A 25,344-nucleotide genomic window follows, 5' to 3' on the forward strand; every position below is an offset into this window, starting at 1 on the left:
CGGCCGCCGCTCCGGCCCGGTTTTAGGGCGTCAGGCCCGCTTTTTAGCGGCAACCTCCGGGCGGGGCGGTCCAAAACCGGGCTGGAATGTACGTCGGCGGCCCGGCAGGTCCCCGCGAGGTGGCACTTGACGGGGGCCCCGGCGGCGGACATTGCTCTGAAGTGCCATCTCGCGGGGAGGGAAGTGCAAGGATGGAGGGACACCAGCACAGCAAAGGGCGGACCATGGCCAAAGGCATCTACGTCAGCGCAACCACCCCCGGATCGGGCAAGTCACTTGTGGCCCTGGGTCTGGCGGACACCCTCCACCGGCATGCGGACAGGATCGGCTTCTTCAAGCCCGTGGTCCATGGCCCGGACGCCGCGGCCGATCCCATGGTCGCGCTGATGAAGTCCCGCTTCGCGCTAGAGGACGAGCGCTGCCGCGGCGGCCTCACCCACGAGGAAGTCCGGACACTCCTGGCCGAAGGGAACCGGGCCGAGATCGACGCCCGCTGCGTGGAAATCTTCGCCGAGATCTCGCGGCACTGCGACGTGGTGATCGTGGAGGGGACGGACCTGGTGGGCCAGGACTCCGCCGTCGAATTCGACCTCAACGCCCGCCTGGCCAACAACCTGGCCGCCCCCATCGTGGCGGTGGTGGGCGCCAAGGGACGGACTGTCGCCGAAGCCGCGGCCGCCGTCGAGGTTGCCCGGAAGGAACTCGCCGCCGAAAGGTGCACCCTGTTGGCCATCATGGTGAACCGGGCGGACCCGGAAGACCTGGACGCAATCGCCGCCGCCGTGAAGCCCGGGGCCTCCAAGCGGCCCGTGTACATCCTGCCCGAACTGGAGGCGATCGCACGGCCCACCACCGGCGAGGTTGCCGCGGCGCTGGGCGTGCGCCAGATCGCCGGGCGGCCGGACATGGAACGCGACGTGAAGGACATCAAGGTGGCCGCGATGAACGTGGGCAACTTCCTGAACGTGCTGGACGAAGGTGCCCTGGTGATCGTCCCCGGTGACCGGGCGGACGTGATGGTGGCGTGCCTTGCGGCGTCCTTCTCGCCGGAGTTTCCGGTGGCCTCCGCGCTCATCCTCACCGGCGGGCTCGCCCCGGATGCCAACATCTACCCGCTCCTGGCGCAGGCCCCGTTCCCCGTGTTCGCCGCCAGGGAGGACACCTACACCACGGCCCGCCGGGTCTCCGAGGTCCGCAGCGAGATCTGGTCCGGGCACCGCCGAAAGGTGGCGTCCGCCCTGGGCCTCTGGTCCCGCCGGGTGGACGAGACCGAACTGGTGGAGCGCCTCCACCTGCCCCGGGCCGAGCGGATGACCCCGCTGCGCTTCCTGCACGACCTCATTGAACGCGCCAGGTCGCAGCGCCGGCACGTGGTGCTGCCGGAAGGAACCGATGTGCGGATCCTCCGGGCTGCCGAGATCCTGCACCGCCGCGACGTCTGCGACCTCACCGTGCTGGGCCCCGAATCGGAAGTCCGCGAACTGGCGGCCGCCCGCGGCATCGACCTCTCCGGCATCAACATCGTGGACCCTGCCACCTCGGACCTGCGCCAGAAGTTCGCCGAGAAGTACGCGGAACTGCGGGCGCACAAGGGTGTGGACCTGGCGAAGGCGCTGGAGATCATGCAGGACGTCAGCTACTTCGGCACCATGATGGTCCAGCTCGGCGTGGTGGACGGCATGGTGTCCGGTGCGGCCCACACCACCGCCCACACCATCCGGCCGGCGCTGGAGTTCGTGAAGACGCGCGAAGGGGTGAAGATCGTGTCCTCGGTGTTCCTGATGCTGATGCCGGACCGGGTGCTGGTGTACGGCGACTGCGCCGTGAACCCGGACCCGAACGTTGAGCAGCTCGCGGACATCGCACTGGCCTCGGCAGAGACCGCGGCGCAGTTCGGGGTGGAGCCGCGGGTGGCCATGCTGTCTTACTCAACCGGCGGTTCCGGCTCCGGGGAGGCTGTGGACGCAGTGCGGCAGGCCACCGACCTGGTCCGCCAGCGCCGTCCGGACCTCGCCGTCGAAGGCCCCATCCAGTACGACGCTGCCGTGGACGCCTCCATCGCCGAGTCCAAAATGCCGGGATCCTCGGTGGCGGGGCAGGCCACCGTGTTCATCTTCCCGGACCTCAACACCGGCAACAACACGTACAAGGCGGTGCAGCAAAGCTCCGGGGCTGTGGCCGTCGGGCCGGTCCTGCAGGGGCTGCGGAAGCCGGTCAACGACCTCTCCCGCGGCTGCACCGTGGAGGACATCGTGAACACTGTGGCCATCACGGCCATCCAGGCCCAGGCCGCCGCTTCCTAGGGCTGCCTCCCGGGCAGTTAAGCCAGCGAGTGCAAAGGGCGACGGCGTCACCTCCGGAGGTGCCGCCGTCGCCCTTTATTTTTAGGTGCTTAGCGCCGCGTCAGCTGTTGTCCGGCTTGGCCAGGCTGGCCGGGTCCTCCTGCTTGGCAGGCTCATCGGACAGGCCCTGCGGGGTGAGGTCCAGGTCCTCGGTGTTCTCGGGAGCTTCGGGTGCCTCGCCGGTCTCCCCGGCCTTCAGGGCGCCGGTGTCGTCCAGGGCGGGGTTGGCACCTTCCACACCTGTGGGGTCCTTCTTCCCGGAACCGGTATCCGAGTCCGCCTGCGGGTCCAGGGGCGCCGTGCTGCTGGATCCGGTGTTGGTGGGGTCGTTCTCGTCGATCGAATTCGGTTCGTTCGTCATGGAAGTGTCCTCTCGGGCGTGGTCCAGCTCGTGTTGCCGACTCTAGGCGCCGGCGGCGCCTGTCCGCAAGAAACCCGCGCCCCGGCCCGCCTATAGTGGGGTTTGAACCGCAGAAGCAAGGCTCAGGAGGCCCCACATGCTCGTGCTCGTCATCAACTCCGGATCGTCCTCGCTCAAGTACCAGGTGCGCGACGTCGCCGCCGGGAGCGTCCTGACCGAGGGGCTGATCGAGAAGATCGGCATGGGAAACGGCGGCGACGGCGACGGCGAGATCGAGGGCCCGCGTGACCATGCCGAGGCGCTGGAGCAGGTGGACGCCGCCATCCACCGGGAACTTGGGGGCCTGGAGCTGGCCGCGGTGGGCCACCGGGTGGTGCACGGCGGGGAGCGCTTCGCCGAGCCTGTACTGATCGACAACGAGATCACGCGCGCCATCGAGCGCCTCAACCCGCTGGCGCCGCTGCACAATCCGGCCAACGTCCTGGGCATCCGGGCCATCACCAAAAAGTGGCCGGACATGCCGCAGGTTGCCGTGTTCGACACGGCGTTCCACCGCACGCTGCCCGAGCACGCCTGGCGCTACGCCGTCCCGGACGAGCTGTACACCAACCACGGCATCCGCCGCTACGGCTTCCACGGCACCTCCCACGAGTACGTGACCCGGCGCGCCGCCGCGCTGCTGGACCTGCCCGTCGAAGAGTTCGACGGCGTCATCGCCCACCTGGGCAACGGCGCCTCCGTCACGGCCATCCGGGGCGGCAAGTCGGTGGACACGTCCATGGGCTTCACGCCGCTTGAGGGCCTGGTGATGGGGACCCGCTCAGGCGACCTGGACCCCTCCATCCTGGTGTTCCTGGGCCGGGCCGGCTGGACCCCTGAGGACCTGGACACCATGCTGAACCGCGAATCCGGGCTGAAGGGCCTGGCCGGCAACAATGACATGCGCTCGGTGGTGGAGGCCTCCGACTCCGGCGACGGCAAGGCCGCCACGGCCCTTGCCGTCACGTCCTACCGGCTGGCCAAGTACATCGGCGGATACCACGTCGCCGTGGGCGGGGCGAAGGCCCTGGTGTTCACCGCCGGCATCGGCGAGAACTCGCACCAGTTCCGTGCGCTGGTGGCGGACCGGCTGGGCGCGCTGGGCGTAGAGCTCGACGCCGGCCTGAACGCCGAGCGGTCCAAGGAACCCCGCGTCATTTCCACAGCGGGCTCCGCCATCCCCGTCCTGGTGGTTCCCACGGACGAGGAGCGCGCCATCGCGGAGGCGACGGCCGCCGTCGTCTCCTCATCGGTTGCTCCGTAGGTGCCCCGGCGCCCCGGACGCTCTCTCACTTGAGGGCGGTTTTCCCGGGACGCTCTCTCACTTGAGGGCGGTTTTCCCGGGATGCTCTCTCACTTACGCCCGGCCCTTGAGGATCAGGTTCCAGTAGACCTGCGGGAAGATGTCCCGGTCCACCACCCAGGACAGCTTGCTCTCGTTCCACGTGGGTACCCGGGGAATGGTGGGCATGGGCCGGTAGCGGTCGTCGAATTCGGCGAACACCACGGTGTCGCGCGAGACGGTGAACGGGCACACGGAGTAGCCGTTGTACTTTGCGCGCAGAGGCTTTCCCTTCCGGGCGGAGACCAGGTTTTTGGCCAGTACCTTGGTCTGTTTCCGGAGGGCGCCGCCGGATTTTGAGTTGGTGGTCCCTGCCGCGTCTCCCAGGGACCAGACGTTCGGAAACCGGATGTGGCGGAGCGTCTGGCGGTCCACCTCCACGAACCCGCCGGTGTCCCCGGCGGCAGGCAGGTCCGTGGCCTTGAGCCAGTCCGGTGCCGACTGCGGCGGAACAGCGTTCAGCACGTCGTAGTGGATGGTGTCCTCGGCGCCCGTGGAGATGTCCCGTATGGTGGCGTTCCGGCCCGCCGCGTCCACGGAAACCAGTTCGCTGTTGGTTCGCAGTTCAATGCCGTATTCGGAGATCTTGCGGTCAAGTTCCCGGTCTATCTCGGGCACCCCGAAAACAGTGGGGTAGGGCTGGACCATCACAACGCGGATCTGGTCCAGCACGCCCTGTTCGCGCCAGTAGTCGCAGGCAAGGTACATGGGCTTCTGGCTGGCGCCGCCGCATTTGATGGGGCCGGCGGGCATGGTGAAAACGGCGGTTCCGGACGTGAGACCGCTCAGCAGGGTCCAGGCCTTGGGTGCCAGCTCGAACTCGTAATGCGACGCCCCGTGCAGCGAATGCACGGCCTCGGCCAGGCCCGGCACCTCGTCCCAGTCATACTGCAGGCCGGGGCACACCACCAGTTGCCCGTAGGACACGGACGAGCCGGAGGCCAGGCTGACGGTGTTCGTGTCCGTGTCCACGTCCACGGCGCCGTCCCGGATCCATGTCACGCCCTGGGGCATTACCGACTCCTGGGAGCGGATGGCCTCCTGCGCCTGCGCCCGGCCGCCGGCAATGTGGGAGAACAGCGGCTGGTAGAGGTGGTGGTCCCTGGGCTCGATGACGGCCACGTCCTTGACCCCGTAGCGTTCCAGGCGGGCTGCCAGGGATACGCCGGCGTTGCCCCCGCCGATGATCACCACTTCATGCTGGGCGGCCACGGCGCTACTTCTTTTCGGTCAGGGCGGACGCCTTGTGCGCGGCCCGGGCGCCGGTCTTGGCGGATTCCACAACGTACTGCGGCTCGTTCTCGCTGGCACGGTGCGTGTGTCCGTCCAGCTCGAAGTCGCTGGTCTTCTTCTCAACGATCTTTCCGTGGGTCATGCCCTGCGACGTGTTCCATTCGACGGACGTTCCCTTGCGTAGCGGCATGACAGCTCCTTTGGTGGGGTCCGGGCCGTGGCGGTCTCCGGTGGGAATACGGATGCTCCACAATAGTAAGCACGGTTAGCTTTTCCGGGTACTGCCGCGGCCTGTAGGTGGGCGGACGACGGCGGGAGGCGGCCGCCGTCGTCACCTCACCTTCGTGCCAGGTAGCGGGCAGCTGCCCCGGCGGCCCTGTTGCACAGGGCCCAGTAGGCCACCCCGGCAGCCAGCGAGGCGGCCACGGCCAGGGGAACGCTGATGCCGGTGAGCAGGGGGTAGACCAGCCAGTGGACCAGGTAGATGTGCATCGACGCGCTGGCCAGCAGGACTGCCAGGCGGCTCATGGCGCGCGGCACCGGAAGGGTGGGCAGCCAGGCGAGCATCAGGATCCCGGCCATCACGGTGAGGTCCCGGTGGGGGTTCTCGAAGAATCCGGGGACGGTAAGGACCGTGAGGGCGGTGACAACGCAGCGCTGGGCGAGGGTGCGGGAGCGGGCCACTGCCCAGCCCAGGGCGAACAGCCACAGGGCCGGGACGGTATGGGGTACGCCCGGCTCTACAAGCTCAAAGCGCGTGAGCAGGCCAGCACCGAACAGGACCAGCGGGAAGACGAACGGGAACCGGCGCTCCGCACGGTGGAGCCAGGGGATGCTGAGCAGGGCCGTCATTGCCAGCAGGATGTAAACCATCACCTCGATGAACCAGAAATGCCACTGCGTGGTCACCTGCTCCGGGCCGAGGATGGCGTTCAGGAGCACGATGTTCACCAGGCCGTAGCGGTCCGTGACCAGGTAAGCGAAGGCTATGAGCACCATGCTGGGCACCGCGATCCGGGCCACGCTGGTGAGCTGGCGCCGCAGGCGGGGCATCCTGTCGCCCGAGAGCTGGAAGCGGGCGAAGTTGAATCCGGCTGCGGCGAACAGCACGTGCGCCATGCCCTGCCAGCTGAAGAGGCCGATGTGGGTGCTGGCAATGAGGAAGATCCCAATGGCGCGGAGGACGAGGCTTGTGTCCATCGGGGCCAGCAGGCGCGCGGTCCACGGACGGGCCGGCTTTCCGCCGCGCCCGTCCGGATGCCCGCCGGCTTCACTGGCCGGATGCCGCTCCCGGCGCCGGTTGGGCCGCGGTTTGAGGTCCCGGACCGGCGTCACGTGCCAGTCCGCCGGCAGGTGACCCAGCACCTGCTCCAGCCGGACGGAGGCGGCCACGAAGGACAGCGAGTCGCCGCCGAGCGAAACGAACGTGTCGTCGTCGGCAATGTCCGTCAGTTCCAGCGTGTCCCCGAAGATCCGCCTGACCGTGTCCGGCTGTACAGCGCTGCCGTGCCGGGCGGTTCCGCCGGAAACGTCCACCGCGGAGTCAGTGGCTGTGGCCGGACGGGAGGGCAGTGCCGCCGGCAGGGCGGCCACCGCAGGATAGTCCACTTTGCCGGTGCCCAGGCGCGGAAGCTCCTCCACGGCATGGAGGTCGACGGCGGCCCGCGGCAGTCCCAGCCCCTGGGCGAGGACCTTGGTGAGCAGGTGGGTGTCGTGGTCCCCTTCGACGGCGACGACGAGCCGCTGGTCCGTGCCGGCGCTGGCCGCATCCACGCCGAGGTCGGCGAGGAGGCGTTCCACCTGGCCCAGGTCCACGCGCAGCCCCACGATCTTGACGAACCGGCTCCGCCGTCCCGTCACCTCGTAGAGCCCGGCACTGTTCTTCCGGGCCAGGTCGCCGGTGCGCAGTTCGGTCACCGTGCGGCCCAACGCCAGGTCACCCGGGGTCTCGGCGTAGCCCAACATAACGTTCGGCCCGGTGTACACCAGCTCGCCGTCAGCAAGTCCCGGGACTGGCTCGAGCCGGAAGGCTCCGCCGGGAACGGGAACACCGATGGCACCGGGATGGTCGGTTGTGAGGTCCGGCGGCAGGTAGGCCATGCGGGCGGTGGCTTCTGTCTGCCCGTACATCACGAAGAGGTCCCAGCCCCGCTGCTGGCCCAGTTCGGCGTAGTGCCGTACGGAGTCAGGGGCCAGCCGGCCGCCGGCCTGGGTGACGTAGCGCAGGCTGGGCAGGTCCATATCCGCGAAGCCCACGCGTTCCAGCAGTTCGAAGGTGTACGGGACGGCGGCGAAGGCCGTGGCCCCCTCCCGCCGGAACAGCTCCCAGAAGCACGGATCCACGACGGACAGCCCGGTGAGGGCCAGGCCTGCACCGCGCAGGAGGTGGCTGTTGATGACCGAAAGCCCATAGCAGTAGGACATGGGCAGCGTGGTGGCGGCGCGGTCGTCCCGGGTGATCTGCAGGTAGGTGGCGATGGATTCGGCATTGGCCTGGAGGTTGGCGTGGGAAAGCCTCACAAGCTTGGGGGAGCCGGTGGACCCTGAGGTGCTCAGGAGCAGGGCAAGGTCCGGATGCAGGGTGTGCCTTGTCCCCGGGCGGCGTTCGTCCAGGACGCACTGCCCGTTGGCTGAGCGCACCACAACGTCGGGATCGTAGGCGGCCACCAGGGAGTCAAGGGCCGCGGGTTTGTCCTCCGGGAGGAGGATCAGCGGGTGGCCGGAGGCAAGGGCTGCCAGGTACGCGACCACGGACTCCACGTCATTGGAGGCGGCGAGGGCGACGAGGCGCCGTTCGGTGCCCAACCTTTGGGCGAAGCTGTCCACCCTGTCGGCGAGTTCGCCGTAGGTGAGGGTCAGTCCGTCGGTGATGATGGCAGGCCTGTTGCCGTAGCTCGAGAGATCGGCAGCGAAAGGTACCCGCGCGAAATCAAGCTGCGTGGTCATCCGACGATGGTATTAGCTAAGGCTCACCTAAGTAAAAACGGCCGTTAAAGACCATTGAGTGGAGAAATAATCGGCCGGCCAGCGCCCTCTTGACAGGGCTTGGCCCGCGGTCCACTCTGGCGCTGTGCCTGCCTATCGTGCCGGCAGAGCCGAGCCGGCATCAGGTGCCCTTTGAAGGAGGCTCCAATGCCTGTTGTGGAAGAAAGTGTTGTTGTTGCCCGGCCGCCGCAGGAAGTTTTCGACTTCGTGTCGAAGTTCCAGAACGTTGCGGTCTTTGACTCCTCGGTCACCACCTCGGAACAGGTGGGGGACGGCCCCCTCGGTGTCGGCACCCGCGGGCGCGGCACCAGCAAGGTCATGGGCCGGCAGTTCGACTGGACCGTGGAAGTCACCGAGTTCGATCCGCCCCGGCGCATGGTGTCCCGCTCCGTCGAGGGCAAGCTCGACTTCACCATCACCTTTACCCTTGAACCGGCCGACGGCGGCGCCCGCCTCACCCAGCGGATCGACGCCGCGAGTGGCCTGGGCGGCGTCTTCGGCAAGCTGGCAGACCCGCTTGTTGAACGGGCCCAGGGCCGCACCGTCCGCGCCAACCTCGAAACCCTGGCGGAGTGGCTGGTGGAGCACCCGCAAACCTAAGGTCCCGGATTTCCCCATCGATTGCTCCGAAAACGCCGTTCTCGGGGCTCTAAACGGCAATATCGGAGCAGTCGATGGCGTACGCCGCTTTCGTCCTACTTCAGGCCGGCGCCAGGGAGCAGCTCCGTGGCGCCGAGGGAATCCGCAATGAACGCATAGTCCCAGGCCCGCTCGCGCCACTGCACGTATCGGCCGGAGGCACCCCCGTGGCCGCCGTCCATCTCAATCTTCATCACGATCGGCTCTGAGCCGGTGGTCTTGTTGCGCAGCTCCTGCACCCACTTCGCAGGCTCAACGTAAAGGACCCGAGTGTCGTTGAAGGACGTCACGGCGGCGATCTTGGGGTAGGCGGCCGGGCGCACGTTCTCGTAGGGGGAGTAGGACTTCATGTACTCGTAGACGTGGGGGTCCGTGATGGGGTTGCCCCATTCCTCCCACTCCAGGGCGGACAGCGGCAGCTCCGGATCCAGGATGCTGGTCAGCGGGTCCACGAACGGCACCTGTGCCACGATGACGGCGTACTTCTCGGGTGCCATGTTTGCCACGGCGCCCATCAGCAGGCCGCCGGCCGAACCGCCCAGGGCGGCGATCTTTGCCGGGTCCACCCAGCCCGAGGCCGCCAGCCAGTCAGTGGCGTCCACGAAGTCGGTGAAGGTGTTCTTCTTGGTGAGCTTCTTGCCGTTCTCGTACCAGTGCCGGCCAAGCTCGCCGCCGCCGCGGATGTGGGCGATCACGAACACCACGCCGCGGTCCAGCAGCGACAGCCGCGCAATGCCGAAGCCGGGGTCCATGCTCATCTCGTAGGAGCCGTAGCCGTACACCAGGCCTGCCGCAGTGGAATCCTGCTTCACGGCCTTGTGCCGCAGCACGGACAGCGGGATCCGGGTGCCGTCGGCTGCTGTGGCCCATTCACGGGTGGCCACATAGTCGTTGCCGTCATAACCGCCGAGGACCGGGCTTTCCTTCCGCAGCAGCAGCTCTCCCGCCGGCACCTCCGGGGTGGGCAGCACGAAGTCGTAGATGCGCGACGGCGTGAAGTAGGACGTGTAGCCCAGCCGGATCACGGGGGCCTCATAGTCGGAGCCGCCCACGCCCGCGGTGTAGAGCTCTTCGTCGAAGGCGGGTTCAACAGGAGCCTCCTGCGCGGGAGTACCCAGCCCGTCCAGCCCGATGACCTGCACCCGCTCGATGGTGTCTTTGCGGATGGACACGATGAGGTGCGTGGAGGTGACACCGGCTCCGTTGACTCGGACGTCGTCGGAATGCCCGACGACGGTGGCCCAGTCCTGCTCGGACAGTGGCCTGGTGAGCTCGGCCGGGTCCGCCAGGGAGACCATCGAGTTGATGGCGCCGCGGTTGTGCGTGAGCAGGATGCGTTCGCTGGCGGTGCCGTCGGGGCCGTTAAGCAGGAACGGCTCTGCCTCGTACAGCACCCGCTCGTTGCGGGAAATGACGGTGGTCAGTTCCTGGGCGGGATCGTCAAAGCGGAGCAGGCGCGTCTCACTGTATTCCGAGCATCCGATGCCCAGCACCAGGTACCGGCGGTCGGAGGAGAGCTCGAAGCCCAGCCACATGGCGGCGTCGTCCTCCTGGTAGATAACAACGTCTTCGGCCACGGGCGTTCCCAGCGTGTGGGCCTTGACCTGGTAGGGGCGCCAGGAGTCGTCCACCACGGTGTAGAAGATCCGGGTGCCGTCCGGGGAGAAAGCGACGCCGTAGAAGATGTTCTCGATGACGTCAGGCAGCAGGTCCCCGGTGCGGAGGTCCTTGATCCGGAGGGTGAAACGCTCATCGCCTGAGTTGTCCACGGCGTAGGCGTAGAGGTTGCCGTCCACCGTTACTGCTGATCCGCCCACGGAGAAGAACGGCTTGCCCTCGGCCTCGATGTTGCCGTCCAGGAGGATCTCCTCGCCGGGAATCTCGACGCCGGGCTGTACGGCCGGCGGAGTCCAGTCAGCGATCCTGTCCCCGGTATCCGCTGCCCTGACCCGGCACTGGATGCCGTACTCCTTGCCCTCGGCCGAGCGGCTGAAGTACCACCAGCCGTCCTTGCGGTGCGGCACGGAGAGGTCGGTTTCCTGGGTGCGGCCCTTGATCTCCTGGAAAATGGCCTCCCGCAGCGGCTCCTGGTGTGCGGTGACGGCTTCCTGGTAGGCGTTCTCGGCCTTCAGGTGCTCCACCACCTCGGCGGATTCCTTGTCCCGCAGCCACTCGTAGTTGTCCACGAAGGTGTCCCCGTGGTGGAGGCGTTCGGACGGGATTTTCTTGGCTGCCGGCGGGGTGGGAACGGCGGTGGCGGCGGAATCCTGCAGCGGAGTCTGGGTCATTCCTTCAATATATAGAGCCGCCCCGACAATTTTGCCGCCGTTCGCTACCGGGGGATTACACCGCCAAACCCGTCTCCTCCCACCCCCGGACGCTCTCTCACTTGACGGCGGTTTCCCCCGGACGCTCTATCACTTGACGCGGGTTTTCGCCGGACGCTCTCTCACCCGACCGCACAAGAAGACCGGGGCCGCCGAAGGCAGGAGCTTCCGGGGGCAGGAAAGGGGAACGGCGCCGCGAAGGCAACCGGCGGCGCCTAGTGGGCTTGAGGTGGCAGGCGTATCCTGTTCACGCCAAGGCACATCCGCCCAGCGTGAGAGGGGAAGTTCATGACCATCCCGCCAGTGCACGAGCCCGAGCCGTTCCCGCCGGAACCGGGCCCCACCCAGCCTGATCCAGCCCATCCCGGGCACCCAGGGCCGCCGGCGCCCAATCCGTTCCCTGCTCCCGAGCCTCCAGGGCCGCTTCCCGTACCGGACCCCGGACCCGCGCCGCTGCGCCCGGACCCCACACGGGACTAGGCCGGCACCGACGAACGTCGCCAAATTCCAACCCAACAACAGTCTCTCCAAAGGGGCCTTCCGCACAAGGCGGAGGGCCTCTTTTCCGCATTCCGGCGAGCGTCACACTATCCAAAAAAGGAGTAAAAAATCTCCCGCAAGACGCTTGCGGACCTGCCTCTCCAGTGATAAAAAATCTGTATCAGCCAATACAGATCGGCTGAAAGCAAAAAGTGTTGGACCGTCTCTTACGAGGAGGGAAGCCATGTTGATGCGAACCGATCCGTTCCGCGAGCTGGACAGGCTGGCCCAGCAGGTCCTCGGCACCGCAGCGCGTCCGGCAGCTATGCCGATGGACGCATGGCGTGAGGACCAGGAATTTGTAGTCGCCTTTGATCTGCCCGGCGTCGATGTGGATTCAGTGGACCTGGATGTGGAACGGAACGTCCTCACGGTCAAGGCCGAGCGGCCTGATCCTGCGGGGAAGGACACCGAGTTGATCGCCTCCGAGCGGCCGCGCGGCGTGTTCAGCCGCCAGCTGATCCTCGGGGACACCCTGGATGCTGAGAAGGTGAAGGCTACGTACGACGCCGGTGTCCTGACACTGCGGATTCCTGTCGCCGAAAAGGCCAAACCGCGGAAGATCGAAATTGAGACGAAGGGGGCAAAGCAGGAAATCGCCGCCTAGTTTCAACACAGGATCGGGACGTCGGGCACTGATTGTGTACTGCCTCTTAGGGCGGATGGCCATTCTGAGCACGCCACAGCGCTTCTCGCGCATCGGCAGGTTGCGCCTGAACTTCCCGATACGGTGGCCCCCGGCTTCGGCCGGGGGTCGTCCCATGCCCGGACTCCCATGCCCGGACTCCTTGGCCCGGCGCCCGTGGCCCGGCCCCGGAATCAGGTGTTCAGTTCCAGCATCAGGGCTGGCAGCTCGTCGGCCAGTTCGCGGGCCAGGAATCCCAAGGGTCCCAGCCTGCTGGCAAGCCGGTCAGCGGCAGCCGCGTGAAGATGCGTTCCCCAGCAGGCCGCCTGCGGGCCCGTGGTTCCACGGGCACGCAAGCCGGCGATGGCACCCGCCAGAACATCCCCGCTGCCGGATGTGCCCAGCCCGCCGTAGCCGGTGGTGATCTTCCAGAGCTCTGATTCCTCGGGCACATCTAAACCGGACGGGCGGGCAATGAGCCCCTGGCAGCTCACCACGGCCTGGTACCTGTCGGAAATTTCGACGACATCGGCCGGCAGGTCCTTCAGGTCCCGCCCCAGCAGGATCTCCGCCTCCTTGGGATTGGGCGTCAGGATCAGGCGGCCCTTCCACGGGCCGAACCGGTCCGCCACGTTCACCAAGGCACCCAAAGCAAAGGCATCGAGGACGACGGCGGGACCTCCGCCGTCGTCCTTCTCCCCAGCGGCGGCCTCCCGCTCCAGCAGGGCACGGAGCAGGTCCTCGGCGAGGTCCGGATCGTCCAGGCCCGGGCCCACCAGGATGGCGTCGGCGTTGTCGAGGTACGAGGAGATCCGGTCCAGCCCTTCACCTGTCACGGACCCGCTTGACGTTTCGGGCAGTCCCATCGCCCCGCACTCAGGCAGCGCCACCCCCACCTGCACCGCCACGGATTCCGCCACCGCCAGGGTGAGCTTCCCGGCCCCGGCGCGCAGCGCGGCCGCACCGGCGAGCAGCGCCGCCCCCGGCGTGGCCCGCGCGCCGCCGATCACCAGGACCGAGCCGCGCGAATACTTGTCCTCCCCGGGTGCAGGCAGCGGCCAGTCGCGCAGCAGCGACGGCGTCACGAGGGTTGGCGAACCGGAATCACTTGGGGTGGACACTGGAATCCCCTCCGTGTTCGGTGACCGCTACGCCCTGTTCGGTCAGGTGGTCCGCCACGTTGAAGCTCTCCAGCGTCCACGGGCCCTCGCCGGCAGGCCGCACGAACCGGGTGATGGAGGCATTGAGTACGGAGGTGCTGGCCGCCAGGTCCAGGAGCTCCTTCTCGGTCATCCCCTCCAGCACGTACCGGAACAGCATGATCAGGGCGTCGTGGCACACCAGCATCACCCGGTGCCCGCTGCCGAGGTTGTTCAGTTCGTCCAGGACGGAGCGCAGGCGGAGGGCCACGTCTGCCCAGGATTCCCCGCCCGGCGGCCGATAGTACATCTTGCCCAGCCACTCGCGGCGCTCGGCCTCCTCCGGGTAGCGCTTCTCCACGCCGAGCCGGGTCAGCCTGTCCAGGATGCCCAGTTCCCGGTCCCGGAGCCGCTCATCCAGCTGGACCTTCACCGGCCAGCCGGCAGCCTCCACCGCGATCTCGGCCGTCTGGAAGGCCCGCGCGTAGGGGGAGGAGACCACGGCGTCAGGCCGGAATTCCTCGGCGATCCGGGCCAGTGCCGCGCCGAGGGCCTTGGCCTGTTCCTGGCCGGTGCCCGAGAGGTTCACGTCGGCGTCCCGGGCAGGCGCGGCAATGACTTCCGCCCCGGCCATCCGCGCATCGGTGGCAGCCACGTTCCCTTCGCTTTCACCGTGGCGGATCAGCAGCAGCTCCACCGCCCCGGCTTCCTGCACAGCCTCTGTCAGTCCGTCGTCTTTCACAAAGAATCACTCCGTCCGTGTGCCTTGCCGAATGCAGGAACACTACCAGCGGCGTACCCATAGGCCAGGGAAAATAACGGACGACGGCGGCTGGCGGCAGTGCAACGGCGTCAGGCGGTGCGCCGAATAGGTTGTGTCACAACCTAACCCATGACACTATCTAGTTATGACCCCAGACAAACGGTGGCCCAGCGACTGGGTCAGGGCTGTGCTCCCCACCTGCATCCTGCAGGCGGTCGCCGGAAGCGGCGAGGCCTACGGGTACCAGATCATCCAGGCACTGAAGGCTGCCGGTTTTGACGGACTGAGCGGCGGGACGGTCTACCCGGCGCTGAACCGGCTGGAAACGGATGGATTTGTCAGTTCCGAATGGCGCCAAGGGGACGCCGGCCCGGGTAAGAAGTTCTACTCCCTCACTCCCATGGGGCAGCAGCGGCTGCAGGACGCAAGCACGGACTGGAACCAATTCGCAGATCTCATCAAGAACCTGCTCCACGAGAGGAACGGCTGAAAGTGATGTCCACAGAGGAATACCTGAAGACCCTGGCCTATGAACTGCGCCATCGGAAACACGGTGAAGACATGGTCCGGAACACGCTGCAGGAAGTCAGCAGCCACCTGGCTGAGAGCGGCGAAAGCGGGGTTGCGGCCTTCGGGCAGCCGCGCGAGTACGCCGCCTCATTCGCCGCAGGCACAACCACGTCCGGGGGCGCCCGGGTGGGAACCCTTGCCGGGCTTGTTGTCATCGTGACACTCGCCGCCTATCTGGTCCTTCGGGGGACCTTCGACATCAGCTTCGGCGTCTCCGGGACGCTCACCTATTTTGGTGCGGTGGTTGCCGTCACCGCTGCCCTGATCGTGACCGGCCAGCTGATGGACAGGCGCCTCCCGGACCTGCGGTAACACCGGGCAGCCCTACCGCTCCGGCGTCAGCACCTTCGAGAACACCGTGGCGCCGTTGGCGTTCCGCAGGCTCACCGTGAAGGTGTCGGAATCCAGCTGGACGTGCCCGAAGAACTGGTTCTCGCCGTCGCGCGGTGACTCCCCGGGGAAGCGCCCGGCCTTCGAGAACACCACCTCGGGGCCAAACGTGCCGTCCATGGCGTTCGGGCCGAAAGATCCCGCCGCAATGGGGCCGGCCACGAACTCCCAGAACGGGTCGAAGTCGGTGAACGCCGCCCGCTCGGGGGAGTAGTGGTGCGCGGCGCAGTAATGCACGTCCGCGGTCAGCCACACCACGTTCTTCACCCGGTTGCGCTTGAAGGCGCTCAGCACCCCGGCAATCTCGAGCTCGCGGCCCAAAGGCGCGCCGGGATCACGGTTGGCCAGGCTCTCCTGGTTCACGGCGCCGTCGGGCACGATGATCCCCAGCGGCAGGTCCGCTGCTATCACCTTCCATGTCGCCTTCGACTTCGAGACCTCGCGGATCAGCCAGTCCACCTGCTCCTGGCCCAGGAGGGCTGTGGCGTAAGGTTCCTTGCCGTCCGTGTTGGGCGACTTGAACGTGCGCATGTCCAGGCAGAAGATGTCCAGCTGCGGGCCGCGGCTGATCTTCCGGTAGATGCGGGCGGGCTGGTACTGGCCGGCGTCGTCGAACGTTCCCGGCCGCCACAGTGCCGCGGAGTCGGCGATGGGCATGTTCTCCTGCCACGCCTGCCGGCCGCGGGCGGCGAGGGTGTTAGCATCCCGCACGGTGTAGCGCGGGTCCTCGAGGATTTCGCCGGGATACCAGTTGTTGGTGGTTTCGTGGTCGTCCCAGTTGGCGATCACCGGGACGTCGGCGAACATGGCGCGCATGTTGGCGTCCATCGAGTTGTAGCGGTGCCTGCCGCGGAACTCCGTGAGGGTTTCGGCCACCTTGGACACCTCCTCGGTGACCAGGTTCCGCCACACCTGCCCGTCCTTCTCCACCACCGTTTCAGTGAGCGGACCGTCCGCGTACACGGTGTCTCCCGAGTGGATGAAGAAGTCCGGCCGCGTCTGGTGCATGGCCCGGTAGCCGCGCATGCCGCCGATCTCCTCATTGATGCCCCAGCCCTGCCCGGCCGTATCGCCGGTCCATACAAAGCTTTGGGCGGACGACGACGGCGCGTCGCCTCCGTTGCTTGAGTCGCCGGTGCGGCCCCGGCCGTTGTACGTCCCGGCATCCGGAGCCGTGCGGAAAGTGCCGCGCATGCTCTCACCGGACGCGCCGCCGTCGTCCTCGAAGCTGATCTCCAGCGCGAACCGGGTGTTGGACGGCAGGTTGCCGGCGTGGATCTTGGCGGTAAAGTCGGAGGCCTGGGTGGCGCGGGGTCCCCGCAGGACGCGCTCGAAGGCGCCGCGGCCGCGCAGCACCTCGCCGCCGTCGTCAACGGCCCGCAGGATCGCCGTCATCCGCCCGGATCCCGACGCGCGCGACCACAGCACCGCCGAGTCCGAGGTGACGTCTCCGGTGGCGATGCCGCTGGGCAGCGTGAGCCGGTTCCGCACCAGCGCGACGCCTCCTGTGTTGTGCGGGGCAGCCTGGACGGTGCCGGCCTGTGCTGCGGCCGGCACGGCGGCCAGCGCGGCGGCGAGGACGGATCCCTTGACGATGGTGCGGCGCGATACGTCGGCCGGTGGAGTGGAAGTCATGCCCCTCAGGCTGCCGCCGCCTGGCGCACGGACGCTGGCCCGCGGGTGAACGCGGGGTGATTCGGTGATGAACAGCGGGAACTCACACAGGTGGACAGCCCGCGCTGACCCCGGGCCGGCTTACGGAACCGCGAATTCGCCGATCCGCCCCTCCCGCAGCGCAGCACCCACGGCGTTGATGGCCCCGTAATCCGGAAACAGCACGGACTGGCCTGCCACGAACCCGGCTCCGGCGGTGGGCAGTGTCATGGTGCCGATGGCGTTGGTGTCCAGGTTCCGCAGGCTGTAGGCAAGGATAGCGGCCTGGACCGGGTCGAAGCCCTTGTTCACGGTGAGGCAGCAGGAAGCGAAGTCCACCAGGCTGCGGACGGCGTTGACGTCGTTGAGGACGCCACCCGCGGTCAGCCGGGTCAGGATGGACTTGAGCAGGATCTGCTGGTTGCGGACCCGCTGGAAGTCACCGTCAGCGAAGGCGTACCGCTCCCGGGAAAACTCCAGCGCCGCCTGTCCGTCCAGGTGGTTCACGCCGGGGCCGAAGACGTGGCCGGTGTCATGCGTGGACTGGAAAGGGATGGGGACGTTGACGTCGATCCCGCCCAGCCCGTCCACCAGGACTTTGAGGCCGCCGAAGTCCAGCATCAGGGTGTGGTCGATGGTGATCCCGAGCAGCTGCTGCACGGTCTGGGTGGTCATGTCGATCCCGCCGTACTGCAGCCCGGCGTTGATCTTTCCGCCGCCGAAGCCCGGGATGTCCACCCAGGTGTCCCTGTTGATGGACACGATGTACAGGGTCCTGCGGTCGGCAGGGACGTGCACCACCATCAGGGTGTCCGAACGGTGGTCCATCGCTTCGCCGGTTGCTGCCGTATGTGCCGCCGCGTCCTTCGCAACGCCGCGCATGTCACTGCCGATCACCAGCACGTTCATTGGGACAGCGGGCAGGTCCGGGATGGGCTCCGGAGGCGGCGGGGGAGCAGGCGCCGGGGGAGGTGTTTCTGAAGGGGTTTCCGAGGGGGACGGAGTCTCCGACGGGGAGGGCGACGGCGTTTCGCTCTGCGTTGCGGCGGGCTGCGCCTCGGTGCCGGGCCGGTTCAGGCTGATCACGGCGACGGCGGCCACCACCACAAGGACGAACGCCAGCAGCGCCGCGATCCACCGCCGCCGGCCGTGCGCCACCCAGCTGCCGCCGTGCGGCCCGGACGCGGGGGGATCGGTTGGGCCCGTGCCCCCGGCCCCGGAAGAACCAGGACCCGATGAACCAGGACCGGAAGAATCAGAACCGCCAGGTGTGCTCACGATGTCTCACCTCATTGTGGGTAGGTGGGATCAGTGTCAGCCCGCAAGGCCCCTGCTGGCTACAAACTTGTCCAAACTGTCATCTGCCAGCGCCCTCGAGAGCCCCGCGATGGCGTTGCGGTCCGGGATCACGATCGACTGGCCGTCCGCCGACGTTCCCGTTCCAAGGGTTGGAAGGGTGAACATTTCCATGTCGTCGGACCGGACGTTGCGGAGCTCCAGCCCCAGCCGTGCCAGGGTTCCGGCGTTCAGGCCGCTGTCCGCGCTGACGAACGGAGCCATGGAGCTGATGACGTTGTGGATCTTCACGGGGTTCAGGAGCGTGTCCCGGCTGAGGTTCTTGGCCAGCAGCGCCTGCAGGAAGGCCTGCTGGTTGCGCACCCGCTGGTAGTCGCCGTCCGCGTAGGCGTAGCGCTCGCGGACAAAATCCAGGGCGCCCTTGCCGTCCAGGACCGTGGGGCCCTTGGCGTACTTCTTGCTGCTGTGCGGCGACACAAACGGCTGCGTGACGTTCACTTCCACCCCGCCCAGGGCATCGGTCATGCCCACAAAGCCTTCGAAGTCGATCATGGCCACATGGTCGATGCGCTGGTTGAACAATGATTCGACCGTCTGCACCATCAGCGGGACGCCGCCGTACGCGAGGGCTGCGTTGATCTTGGCCTGGCCATTGCCCGGAATGTCTACCCACAGGTCGCGCATGAGGGAGACGGTGAAGATCTTGGACCTGTCCGCAGGAACGTGCACCAGCATGAGGGTGTCGGCGCGCTGGTTGGAGTTGCCGCCGGACAACGCTTCGTCGGTTGTGGCGCCGCGGCTGTCGCTGCCCATCACCAGGATGTTCAGCATGCCGTCGGCCATGGCATTTTGGCTGCCCTCCGCGGTTCCGCCGCCGGGCTGGCTTCCGCCGGACCCGCCAGCGTCACCCGGTGCTGCTTCTCCCGCGGCCGTGCCCGGCTGCTGGCGCTGGGGACGGGTGGATTCCGCCGGCCAGGGAGAGTCGATGGTGGTGATCTCGGACTCGTAGATCTGTCCCAGGTTGTACAGGTAGGCCCCGAGGGAGGCAGGAACGATGATTGCCACGGCAAGGAGCACCAGCAGGATGGTCCGCAACGGATGGCGCCTGCGGCGTTTGGCTGGCTCGGGTGCGTCGGCTGGCTGGGTGCTTGGATCGTGCAGCTGGATGCCCATTTGGGAAAATTAGCATCGGCAAATTTTCATTACATCGGGGGAATCCGCAGAAAAACCGCAGAGAAAACCACAGGTTGGAATGACGACGGCGGAAGCCGGTTCAGGCGGGAACGTTCAGCCGGGCGTGGCGGAGGATGGAGACGATGGCCGGAGCCAGCTCGTCTTCCATCTGCCGGTACACCTCGGGCGAGCGCCGGTAGGGGTCGATGATGTCGTTGTCCCCTGCGTTGGGCGGCAGGGACAAGTGCCGGACCCCCGCGGCCCGTGCTGCCAGGCTCTTCCAGAAGGCGGCGTTGGCAGCCAGCCGTTCGCCGTCGTCGGCCACTCCTGCAGGGGGCGTGCCCTCGTCCGTCGCTGCCGCACGCTGGTCCAGGACGTCGAGCATGCGGGCGAACTCGCGGATGGTGAAGGTCCGCTTGAGGAGCGAGGCGTCCAGCTGGAGCACTTCGCCGCGGTGTCCCGTGGTCATGGTGAGCACCAGGTCCACGCCACGCAGGATCGCCGGGGTCAGCTGGCGGGCCGCGAAGTTGTCCGGGTCCCCGCCGAAGGTGCGCACGATGTCCGCTGAGATGGGCTGCATGGGCTCGCCCACCATGGCGCGCGTCCCTGCGCTGGCGACCACGAAACCGCCCGGCACCGCCTGGTTCAGGCCTGCCTGCAGCAGCCTCTCGGCCACCGGCGAGCGGCAGATGTTGCCGGTGCAGACGGTGAGGATTCGTACTGGTGCGGATGTGTCCAAGGGGATTTTCTCTTTCCAGCCGGTGCGCGGACCGTCCGGCCCGTACGTTTCAACTTAACACGCAACACCCGCACGCTCTCTCACTTACCGCTGCTTTTCCCGTGACGCTCTATCACTTGACGCTGCTTTTCCCGTGACGCTCTATCACTCCCTGTGGCGAAACCGGTGCGCGTCACTACCATTCCAGCGGAACTGCGGCCACCATTGAGGCAGGCCCAATGCGGAGGAGTGGCACCATGAGCCCAGGAGACCAGCCCGGACGCGACTGCGTGATTGCCGGCGGGGGCCCGGCCGGCATGGTGCTCGGCTACCTGCTGGCGCGCGCCGGCCTGAAAGTCACCGTGCTGGAGAAGCACGCGGACTTCCTGCGCGACTTCCGCGGCGACACGGTGCACCCTTCCACGGTGACCCTCCTCGGCGAGCTCGGGTTGCGTGAAAAATTCCTGCAACTGCCCCTCACGCGTCTGCCCACCCTTGACGCCGTGGTGGAGGGGCAGCGCATCACCATGGCTGACTTCCGCACCCTCAGGGCACCGGACAACTTCCTGGTCCTGGCGCCGCAGTGGGACTTTCTGAACTTCCTGGCCCGCGAGGCGGCAGCCTTCCCCACCTTCGAGCTGCTCATGAACACAGAGGCCACCGGGCTGATCATGGAGCAGGACCAGGTGCGGGGCGTGCGGGTTGAAACGCCCGACGGCGGACGGGACGTCCGTGCCACGCTGACCGTCGCAGCGGACGGGCGGGCGTCGGTGCTCCGGGCTGCGGCCGGGCTGGTACCTGATGAATTCGGTGTGCCCATCGATGTGCTGTGGTTCAACCTTCCCAAACCGCCATCGCCGCCGCCCGTAACCCTCGGGTATATCTCCTCCCGCGGGATGGTCCTCACGCTTGACCGGGGCGACAGGTACCAGTCGGGCATGGCCATCCGAAAAGGAGGTCTGGACGAGCTGCGCGGGGCAGGGCTGGACGCCTTCCGTGAACGGCTTGCGCGCGCGGCTCCCGTGCTCCAGCCGGTGGTGGGCACCCTGCAGGACTGGGGCCAGGTCAAGCTCCTCTCCGTCCAGATCAACCGGCTGCGGCGCTGGTACCGGCCCGGGTTCATGGCCATCGGCGATGCCGCCCACGCAATGTCACCGGTGTTCGGGGTAGGCGTGAACTTCGCCATTCAGGACGCGGTAGCGCTGTTCAACGCCGTCTCCGGGGATCTGGCTGGCGGGGCTGTGCCGGTGGAGAAACTCGCAGCGGTGCAGCGGCGCCGCGAGCTGCCGGTGAAGGTTATGCAGCTGATCCAGCGCAACGGGCACAAGGCCATCTCCAGGGCAGCCACGGGCCGCCGCTTCGCACCGGGTTGGGTGGTTGCGCTGATCCGTCTCGCCTCGCCGCTGTTGCGCCGCTTCACCGCACGGTTTATCGGCGTCGGAATCCGCCCCGAGCACGTGAAACCGGCGGCACCCGCATCAAGGCGATCCACCCGCCGGCGCTGATCACCAGACGGACGCTCTCTCCCTTAATGCGGTGATCGAACGGACGCTCTCTCCCTTAATGCGGTGATCGAACGGACGCTCTCTCACCTTCCCAAGGAAAGTGGAAGAGCGTCCGCGTAGAACCGGCGTTAAGTGAGAGAGCGTCCGCGTAGAACCGGCGTTAAGTGAGAGAGCGTCCGCGCAGAACCGGCATTAAGTGAGAGAGCGTACCGGGGGAGGGTTAGAGGCCGGCCAGCATCTCCTTCATCTCGGCGATCTCCGCCTCCTGGGCGGTGATGATGTCGCGGGCGAGCTGGATGCTTTCGGGGTGCTTGCCTGCCCCGATCTCCTGCTGCGCCATGTCCACGGCGCCTTCATGGTGTCCGATCATGTGCTCCAGGAAGAGCCGGACGGCGTCCGTTCCCTGGGCCTCCTTGAGCTTCTCCATGCCCTCTGAATCGACCATGCCGGTCATTCCATGCCCGGAGTGGTCGGACATCATGGTGGGCACGTTCCAGCCCTCGAGCCATCCGGTCATGGTTTCGATCTCAGGAGCCTGCGCGTCCTTGATCTTGGTGGCCAGGGCGGTGACCTCCGCGGGCATATCCGGTTTCGCCAGGATCATGTCGCTCATCTCCACGGCCTGCGCGTGGTGCGGGATCATCATCTGGGAAAAGGCGATGTCCGCCGGGTTGTGGCCGGCACTTGCATCCGGCATCATGCTGGACGCGGGGCCGGAGCTGTGGTTCATGGGCATGGTGCTTCCGCCGGTGCTGCCGGAATCGGCGGCGCATCCGGCCAGGCCGAGCGAGGCTGCCAGCGCAGCGGCGACGGACAGGGATTTGATCTTGCTGTTCATTGTTGGTGGTCCTTCAGGGAAGTGGGTGAACTGGGCGTGTGGAGGCGTGGCTGGCCTCGCGGCGCAGTCCGTTTACGTTCGGCTGATGGACAGTTCGCAGGGTGTTGGGCTGGGCGGGATGAAGGAGTATCCGGTGGCCCCGCGGGTGCCTGCCGCGGGCGCCAGAAGTGCGGTGTGGCCGGCCGGGGGCGGGACGGCCGCCAACGATCCGGCCTTTGCCAGCGGGGTGCAGGACGCGCCGGCTTCCCGCGCATTCGGGCAGCCCGCGCTGCAGGATTCGGAGGCGGTGAAGGATTCGCCCGCACCAGCTGCGTCTGCCGCGCTGGCTGGGTGGCCAGTTGCAGAATGTCCGACGGCGGCGTGCCCGGCCGTGTGCCCCACGGCGGCGTGTTCCTCCGCGGTATGCCCAACGGGAGCATGCCCGACGGCGGCGTCCCCGGCAGTGCGGGAGACGTCCGCGTGGACTGAGTGGGACGAATGGTCCGCGGTCATGACGTGCATGCCGAAGATCCCGGCCACAATGGCCATCACCGCAGCCAGCAGCCCCGCGCGGAGGAAAGCTGCCGACAAGACGCTGGCGCGTGCGGTCATGCTGGTTCCTCCTTCGCGGGTCTGGACTGGATCATTCTGGACTGGATGGACTGGTTTGGATCGGGCTGGACTGGACTGCTGCTGAACTGGACTTCAGGACAGGCGGTGCCCAGTTCTTTCAACGTACCTCGGACGGGTTGAGTTTCACCCGCCGCAGCAGCTGGGCATTCAGAGCCACCACAATAGTGGATGCGGACATCAGGACGGCCCCGGCTGCCGGCGAGAGCACCACCCCGGCGAACGCCAGGACACCCGCGGCCAGCGGCACGGACAGGATGTTGTAGCCGGTGGCCCACACCAGGTTCTGCCACATCTTGCGGTAGCTGGCGCGGGACAGGTCCACCATGGACAGCACGGCGCGGGGATCGTTTCCGGCCAGCACCACCCCGGCGGATTCCATGGCCACATCCGTGCCGGCGCCGATCGCGATGCCCACCTCTGCGCGGGCCAGCGCCGGTGAGTCGTTGACGCCGTCGCCCACCATGGCCACCTTCAGCCCGCGGGCCTGCAGTTCGGCAACCTTCTTGTCCTTGTCCGCGGGCAGGACTTCGGCGAACACCTCGTCGATGTTCAGGTCCTCGGCCACGGCTTGGGCCACCTGCCGGGCGTCGCCGGTGATCATGCCCACCTTGACGCCGCGGTTCTGCAGCGCCGCCACGGCCTGGCGTGACTCCGCACGCACCGCGTCCTCCAGTCTGACGGCGCCCAGCACGCGGCCGTCGTCGTCAATCACATGCAGGACGGCAGCGCCGCGGTCCATCCACGCCCGGGTGGACTGCGCCAGTGCGGAAGGTTCGACGGCGCCCAGCTCGCGCAGGAGCGCGGGCCCGCCCACGTGCACGGTACGTCCGTCCACGCTGGCCCGCACGCCGCGGCCGGTCAGGGAGGTGGATCCGGTGGCAACCGGAAGGGTGAGGTTGCGTTCGCGGGCCGCGCGGACGATCGCCCGTGCCACGGGGTGCTCGCTGTCCGACTCGACGGCGGCGGCCAAGGCCAGCAGCTCATCGGCGTCCACTCCTTCGGCGGCTGCCACGTCCTTGAGCTGCGGTGCGCCCGTGGTGAGCGTGCCGGTCTTGTCAAAGAGGACAACGTCGATGGTGCGCATCCGCTCCAACGCCATCCGGTTCTTGATCAGCACCCCGGCACGGGCTGCCTGCTCAGTGGAGATGGCGATCACCAGCGGGATGGCCAGGCCCAGGGCGTGGGGGCACGCGATGACCAGCACGGTTACGGTGCGGGTGACCGCTTCCGGGATGCTGCCCAGCAGCGTCCAGGCGATGAACGTCAGGACACCTGCGCCGGCGGCAAAGTAGAACAGGAAGGCTGCGGCGCGGTCGGCCAGGGCCTGGGCGCGCGAGGATGACGACTGTGCCTCGGCCACCAGCCGCTGGATGCCAGCCAGGGCGGTGTCGTCGCCCACGGCGGTGACCCGGACGCGGACGCTGGTGTCGGTGGCCACGGTTCCGGCCACCACGGCGTCTCCGGGCCCGCGGGGCACGGTCTTGGATTCGCCCGTGATCATGGATTCGTCGACCTCGGCCTGCCCTTCCACCACCGTTCCGTCGGCGGGCATCCGGGCACCGGAGCGGACCAGGACCAGGTCATCAGGCTGGAGTTCGGAGACGGGAACGGTTTCCGTGCCGGTGCCCGTAATGCGCTCGGCTTCATCAGGCAGCAGCGCGGCGAGGGCATCCAAAGCCCCCTGCGCAGACCCCAGGGCGCGCATCTCGATCCAGTGGCCCAGCAGCATGATGGCCACCAGCAGGGCAAGTTCCCACCAGAAGTCCAGGTCGAACCCGCCGATGCCAAGGCTGGTGACCCAGGAGGCGGCGAACGCCACCGTGATGGCCATGGCGATCAGCAGCATCATGCCCGGCCGGCGGTCCTTGAGCTCCTGCAGGCCGCCCTTGAGGAACGGCTGGCCGCCGTAGAGGAAGATCACCGTGCCCAAAACGGGCGGGATCCAGGTCGATCCGGGGAACATGGGGGCCATGTAACCCAGGATGTGCCCCACCATGAGGCTGAAATAGACCACGGGGACGGAGAGGGCCAGCGTCAGCCAAAACCTGTTCTTGAACATGGCCGTGCTGTGTCCGGCATGCTGCCCGTGGGTGTGGACAGTATGGTCGTCATCGTGGCGGGCGCCGTGCCCGGCGTCGGCTGAAGCAGCCGCGGATTCGGTGAGGGTGCCGCGTGAGGGGCGGTCGTCGTCGTGATGGTGCTGGTGGTCCTGCATCTGTTCCTCCTTGGAGGGCGCCGCGGCCGGGGCAGCAGC

Annotated in this window: 21 protein-coding genes; 7 read left to right on the forward strand and 14 right to left on the reverse strand. The window is 67.5% G+C overall.

Features of this window, described 5'->3' with window-relative positions; genetic code table 11:
• Positions 1 to 224 precede the first annotated feature (224 nt).
• On the forward strand, positions 225 to 2,303 hold the full coding sequence (gene pta, locus WHH00_RS03310) for a phosphate acetyltransferase (protein WP_406636506.1): 2,079 nt from the start codon (positions 225 to 227) through the stop codon (positions 2,301 to 2,303).
• Between the two features lie 100 nt (positions 2,304 to 2,403).
• Here the strand turns inward: pta and WHH00_RS03315 are convergent, their stop codons facing one another.
• Entirely contained in the window at positions 2,404 to 2,703 is a 300-nt protein-coding gene (locus tag WHH00_RS03315; protein WP_400514830.1) for a hypothetical protein, read from the reverse strand.
• Positions 2,704 to 2,839: 136 nt separating this feature from the next.
• Between WHH00_RS03315 and WHH00_RS03320 the strand changes: the two genes are divergently transcribed.
• Positions 2,840 to 4,006, forward strand: a complete 1,167-nt coding sequence (locus WHH00_RS03320) for an acetate kinase (protein ID WP_406636508.1) — start codon at positions 2,840 to 2,842, stop codon at positions 4,004 to 4,006.
• Between the two features lie 93 nt (positions 4,007 to 4,099).
• Here WHH00_RS03320 and WHH00_RS03325 read toward each other — a convergent pair whose 3' ends face one another.
• The 3 genes from WHH00_RS03325 to WHH00_RS03335 all read right to left on the reverse strand — a co-directional run bounded on the left by WHH00_RS03325 (position 4,100) and on the right by WHH00_RS03335 (position 8,263).
• Positions 4,100 to 5,296 (reverse strand): NAD(P)/FAD-dependent oxidoreductase, encoded by a 1,197-nt coding sequence (locus WHH00_RS03325; protein ID WP_406636510.1) that lies wholly within the window; start codon positions 5,294 to 5,296, stop codon positions 4,100 to 4,102.
• Between the two features lie 4 nt (positions 5,297 to 5,300).
• Entirely contained in the window at positions 5,301 to 5,507 is a 207-nt protein-coding gene (locus tag WHH00_RS03330; protein WP_406636512.1) for a DUF2945 domain-containing protein, read from the reverse strand.
• A 146-nt stretch (positions 5,508 to 5,653) separates the two neighbouring features.
• On the reverse strand, positions 5,654 to 8,263 hold the full coding sequence (locus WHH00_RS03335) for an AMP-binding protein (protein ID WP_406636514.1): 2,610 nt from the start codon (positions 8,261 to 8,263) through the stop codon (positions 5,654 to 5,656).
• A 186-nt stretch (positions 8,264 to 8,449) separates the two neighbouring features.
• Here WHH00_RS03335 and WHH00_RS03340 point away from each other — a divergent pair, with 186 nt between their 5' ends.
• A complete protein-coding gene (locus WHH00_RS03340; RefSeq protein WP_406636516.1) occupies positions 8,450 to 8,902 on the forward strand; it encodes an SRPBCC family protein in 453 nt (150 codons plus the stop codon).
• Between the two features lie 95 nt (positions 8,903 to 8,997).
• On the opposite strand, the gene WHH00_RS03345 is transcribed toward WHH00_RS03340, so the two are convergent.
• Positions 8,998 to 11,229, reverse strand: a complete 2,232-nt coding sequence (locus tag WHH00_RS03345) for a S9 family peptidase (protein ID WP_406636518.1) — start codon at positions 11,227 to 11,229, stop codon at positions 8,998 to 9,000.
• 763 nt (positions 11,230 to 11,992) lie between these two features.
• On the opposite strand from WHH00_RS03345, the gene WHH00_RS03350 reads away from it, so the two are divergent.
• The gene (locus tag WHH00_RS03350) at positions 11,993 to 12,415 is read left to right on the forward strand and encodes an Hsp20/alpha crystallin family protein (RefSeq protein ID WP_190613259.1); all 423 of its coding nucleotides are present in this window, start codon (positions 11,993 to 11,995) and stop codon (positions 12,413 to 12,415) included.
• 212 nt (positions 12,416 to 12,627) lie between these two features.
• On the opposite strand, the gene WHH00_RS03355 is transcribed toward WHH00_RS03350, so the two are convergent.
• A complete protein-coding gene (locus WHH00_RS03355) occupies positions 12,628 to 13,554 on the reverse strand; it encodes an NAD(P)H-hydrate dehydratase (RefSeq protein WP_406636520.1) in 927 nt (308 codons plus the stop codon).
• Positions 13,538 to 14,314, reverse strand: a complete 777-nt coding sequence (locus tag WHH00_RS03360; protein WP_406636522.1) for a histidine phosphatase family protein — start codon at positions 14,312 to 14,314, stop codon at positions 13,538 to 13,540. The genes WHH00_RS03355 and WHH00_RS03360 overlap by 17 nt, the downstream gene beginning before the upstream one ends.
• Positions 14,315 to 14,480: 166 nt before the next feature.
• Here WHH00_RS03360 and WHH00_RS03365 point away from each other — a divergent pair, with 166 nt between their 5' ends.
• Together WHH00_RS03365 and WHH00_RS03370 are read left to right on the forward strand one after the other, a co-directional pair.
• Positions 14,481 to 14,825 carry a PadR family transcriptional regulator gene (locus WHH00_RS03365; RefSeq protein WP_406636524.1) on the forward strand — a complete coding sequence of 115 codons (345 nt, stop codon included), beginning with the start codon at positions 14,481 to 14,483 and terminating at the stop codon, positions 14,823 to 14,825.
• A 5-nt stretch (positions 14,826 to 14,830) separates the two neighbouring features.
• Positions 14,831 to 15,217, forward strand: coding sequence for an HAAS signaling domain-containing protein (locus tag WHH00_RS03370; RefSeq protein ID WP_406636526.1), 387 nt, complete (start codon positions 14,831 to 14,833; stop codon positions 15,215 to 15,217).
• A 12-nt stretch (positions 15,218 to 15,229) separates the two neighbouring features.
• Here the strand turns inward: WHH00_RS03370 and WHH00_RS03375 are convergent, their stop codons facing one another.
• The 4 genes from WHH00_RS03375 to WHH00_RS03390 form a co-directional block, all read right to left on the reverse strand.
• Positions 15,230 to 16,930, reverse strand: a complete 1,701-nt coding sequence (locus WHH00_RS03375) for an alkaline phosphatase D family protein (RefSeq protein WP_406636528.1) — start codon at positions 16,928 to 16,930, stop codon at positions 15,230 to 15,232.
• Positions 16,931 to 17,050: 120 nt separating this feature from the next.
• Complete coding sequence (locus tag WHH00_RS03380) at positions 17,051 to 18,106, reverse strand: LCP family protein (RefSeq protein WP_406636530.1); 1,056 nt, start codon at positions 18,104 to 18,106, stop codon at positions 17,051 to 17,053.
• 156 nt (positions 18,107 to 18,262) lie between these two features.
• Positions 18,263 to 19,417, reverse strand: coding sequence for an LCP family protein (locus WHH00_RS03385; protein WP_406636532.1), 1,155 nt, complete (start codon positions 19,415 to 19,417; stop codon positions 18,263 to 18,265).
• 100 nt (positions 19,418 to 19,517) lie between these two features.
• Positions 19,518 to 20,156, reverse strand: a complete 639-nt coding sequence (locus WHH00_RS03390; RefSeq protein ID WP_406636534.1) for a low molecular weight phosphatase family protein — start codon at positions 20,154 to 20,156, stop codon at positions 19,518 to 19,520.
• A 236-nt stretch (positions 20,157 to 20,392) separates the two neighbouring features.
• On the opposite strand from WHH00_RS03390, the gene WHH00_RS03395 reads away from it, so the two are divergent.
• Positions 20,393 to 21,640, forward strand: coding sequence for an FAD-dependent oxidoreductase (locus tag WHH00_RS03395; protein ID WP_406636536.1), 1,248 nt, complete (start codon positions 20,393 to 20,395; stop codon positions 21,638 to 21,640).
• Between the two features lie 220 nt (positions 21,641 to 21,860).
• Here the strand turns inward: WHH00_RS03395 and WHH00_RS03400 are convergent, their stop codons facing one another.
• From WHH00_RS03400 to WHH00_RS03410, 3 genes are all read right to left on the reverse strand, one after another.
• Complete coding sequence (locus WHH00_RS03400; protein ID WP_406636538.1) at positions 21,861 to 22,478, reverse strand: DUF305 domain-containing protein; 618 nt, start codon at positions 22,476 to 22,478, stop codon at positions 21,861 to 21,863.
• Between the two features lie 72 nt (positions 22,479 to 22,550).
• The gene (locus WHH00_RS03405; RefSeq protein ID WP_406636540.1) at positions 22,551 to 23,069 is read right to left on the reverse strand and encodes a hypothetical protein; all 519 of its coding nucleotides are present in this window, start codon (positions 23,067 to 23,069) and stop codon (positions 22,551 to 22,553) included.
• A 118-nt stretch (positions 23,070 to 23,187) separates the two neighbouring features.
• Positions 23,188 to 25,305 (reverse strand): copper-translocating P-type ATPase, encoded by a 2,118-nt coding sequence (locus tag WHH00_RS03410; RefSeq protein ID WP_406636542.1) that lies wholly within the window; start codon positions 25,303 to 25,305, stop codon positions 23,188 to 23,190.
• Positions 25,306 to 25,344: the final 39 nt, after the last annotated feature.

Source organism: Pseudarthrobacter quantipunctorum (genome assembly GCF_045291495.1).
Taxonomy (GTDB): Bacteria; Actinomycetota; Actinomycetes; order Actinomycetales; family Micrococcaceae; genus Arthrobacter; species Arthrobacter quantipunctorum.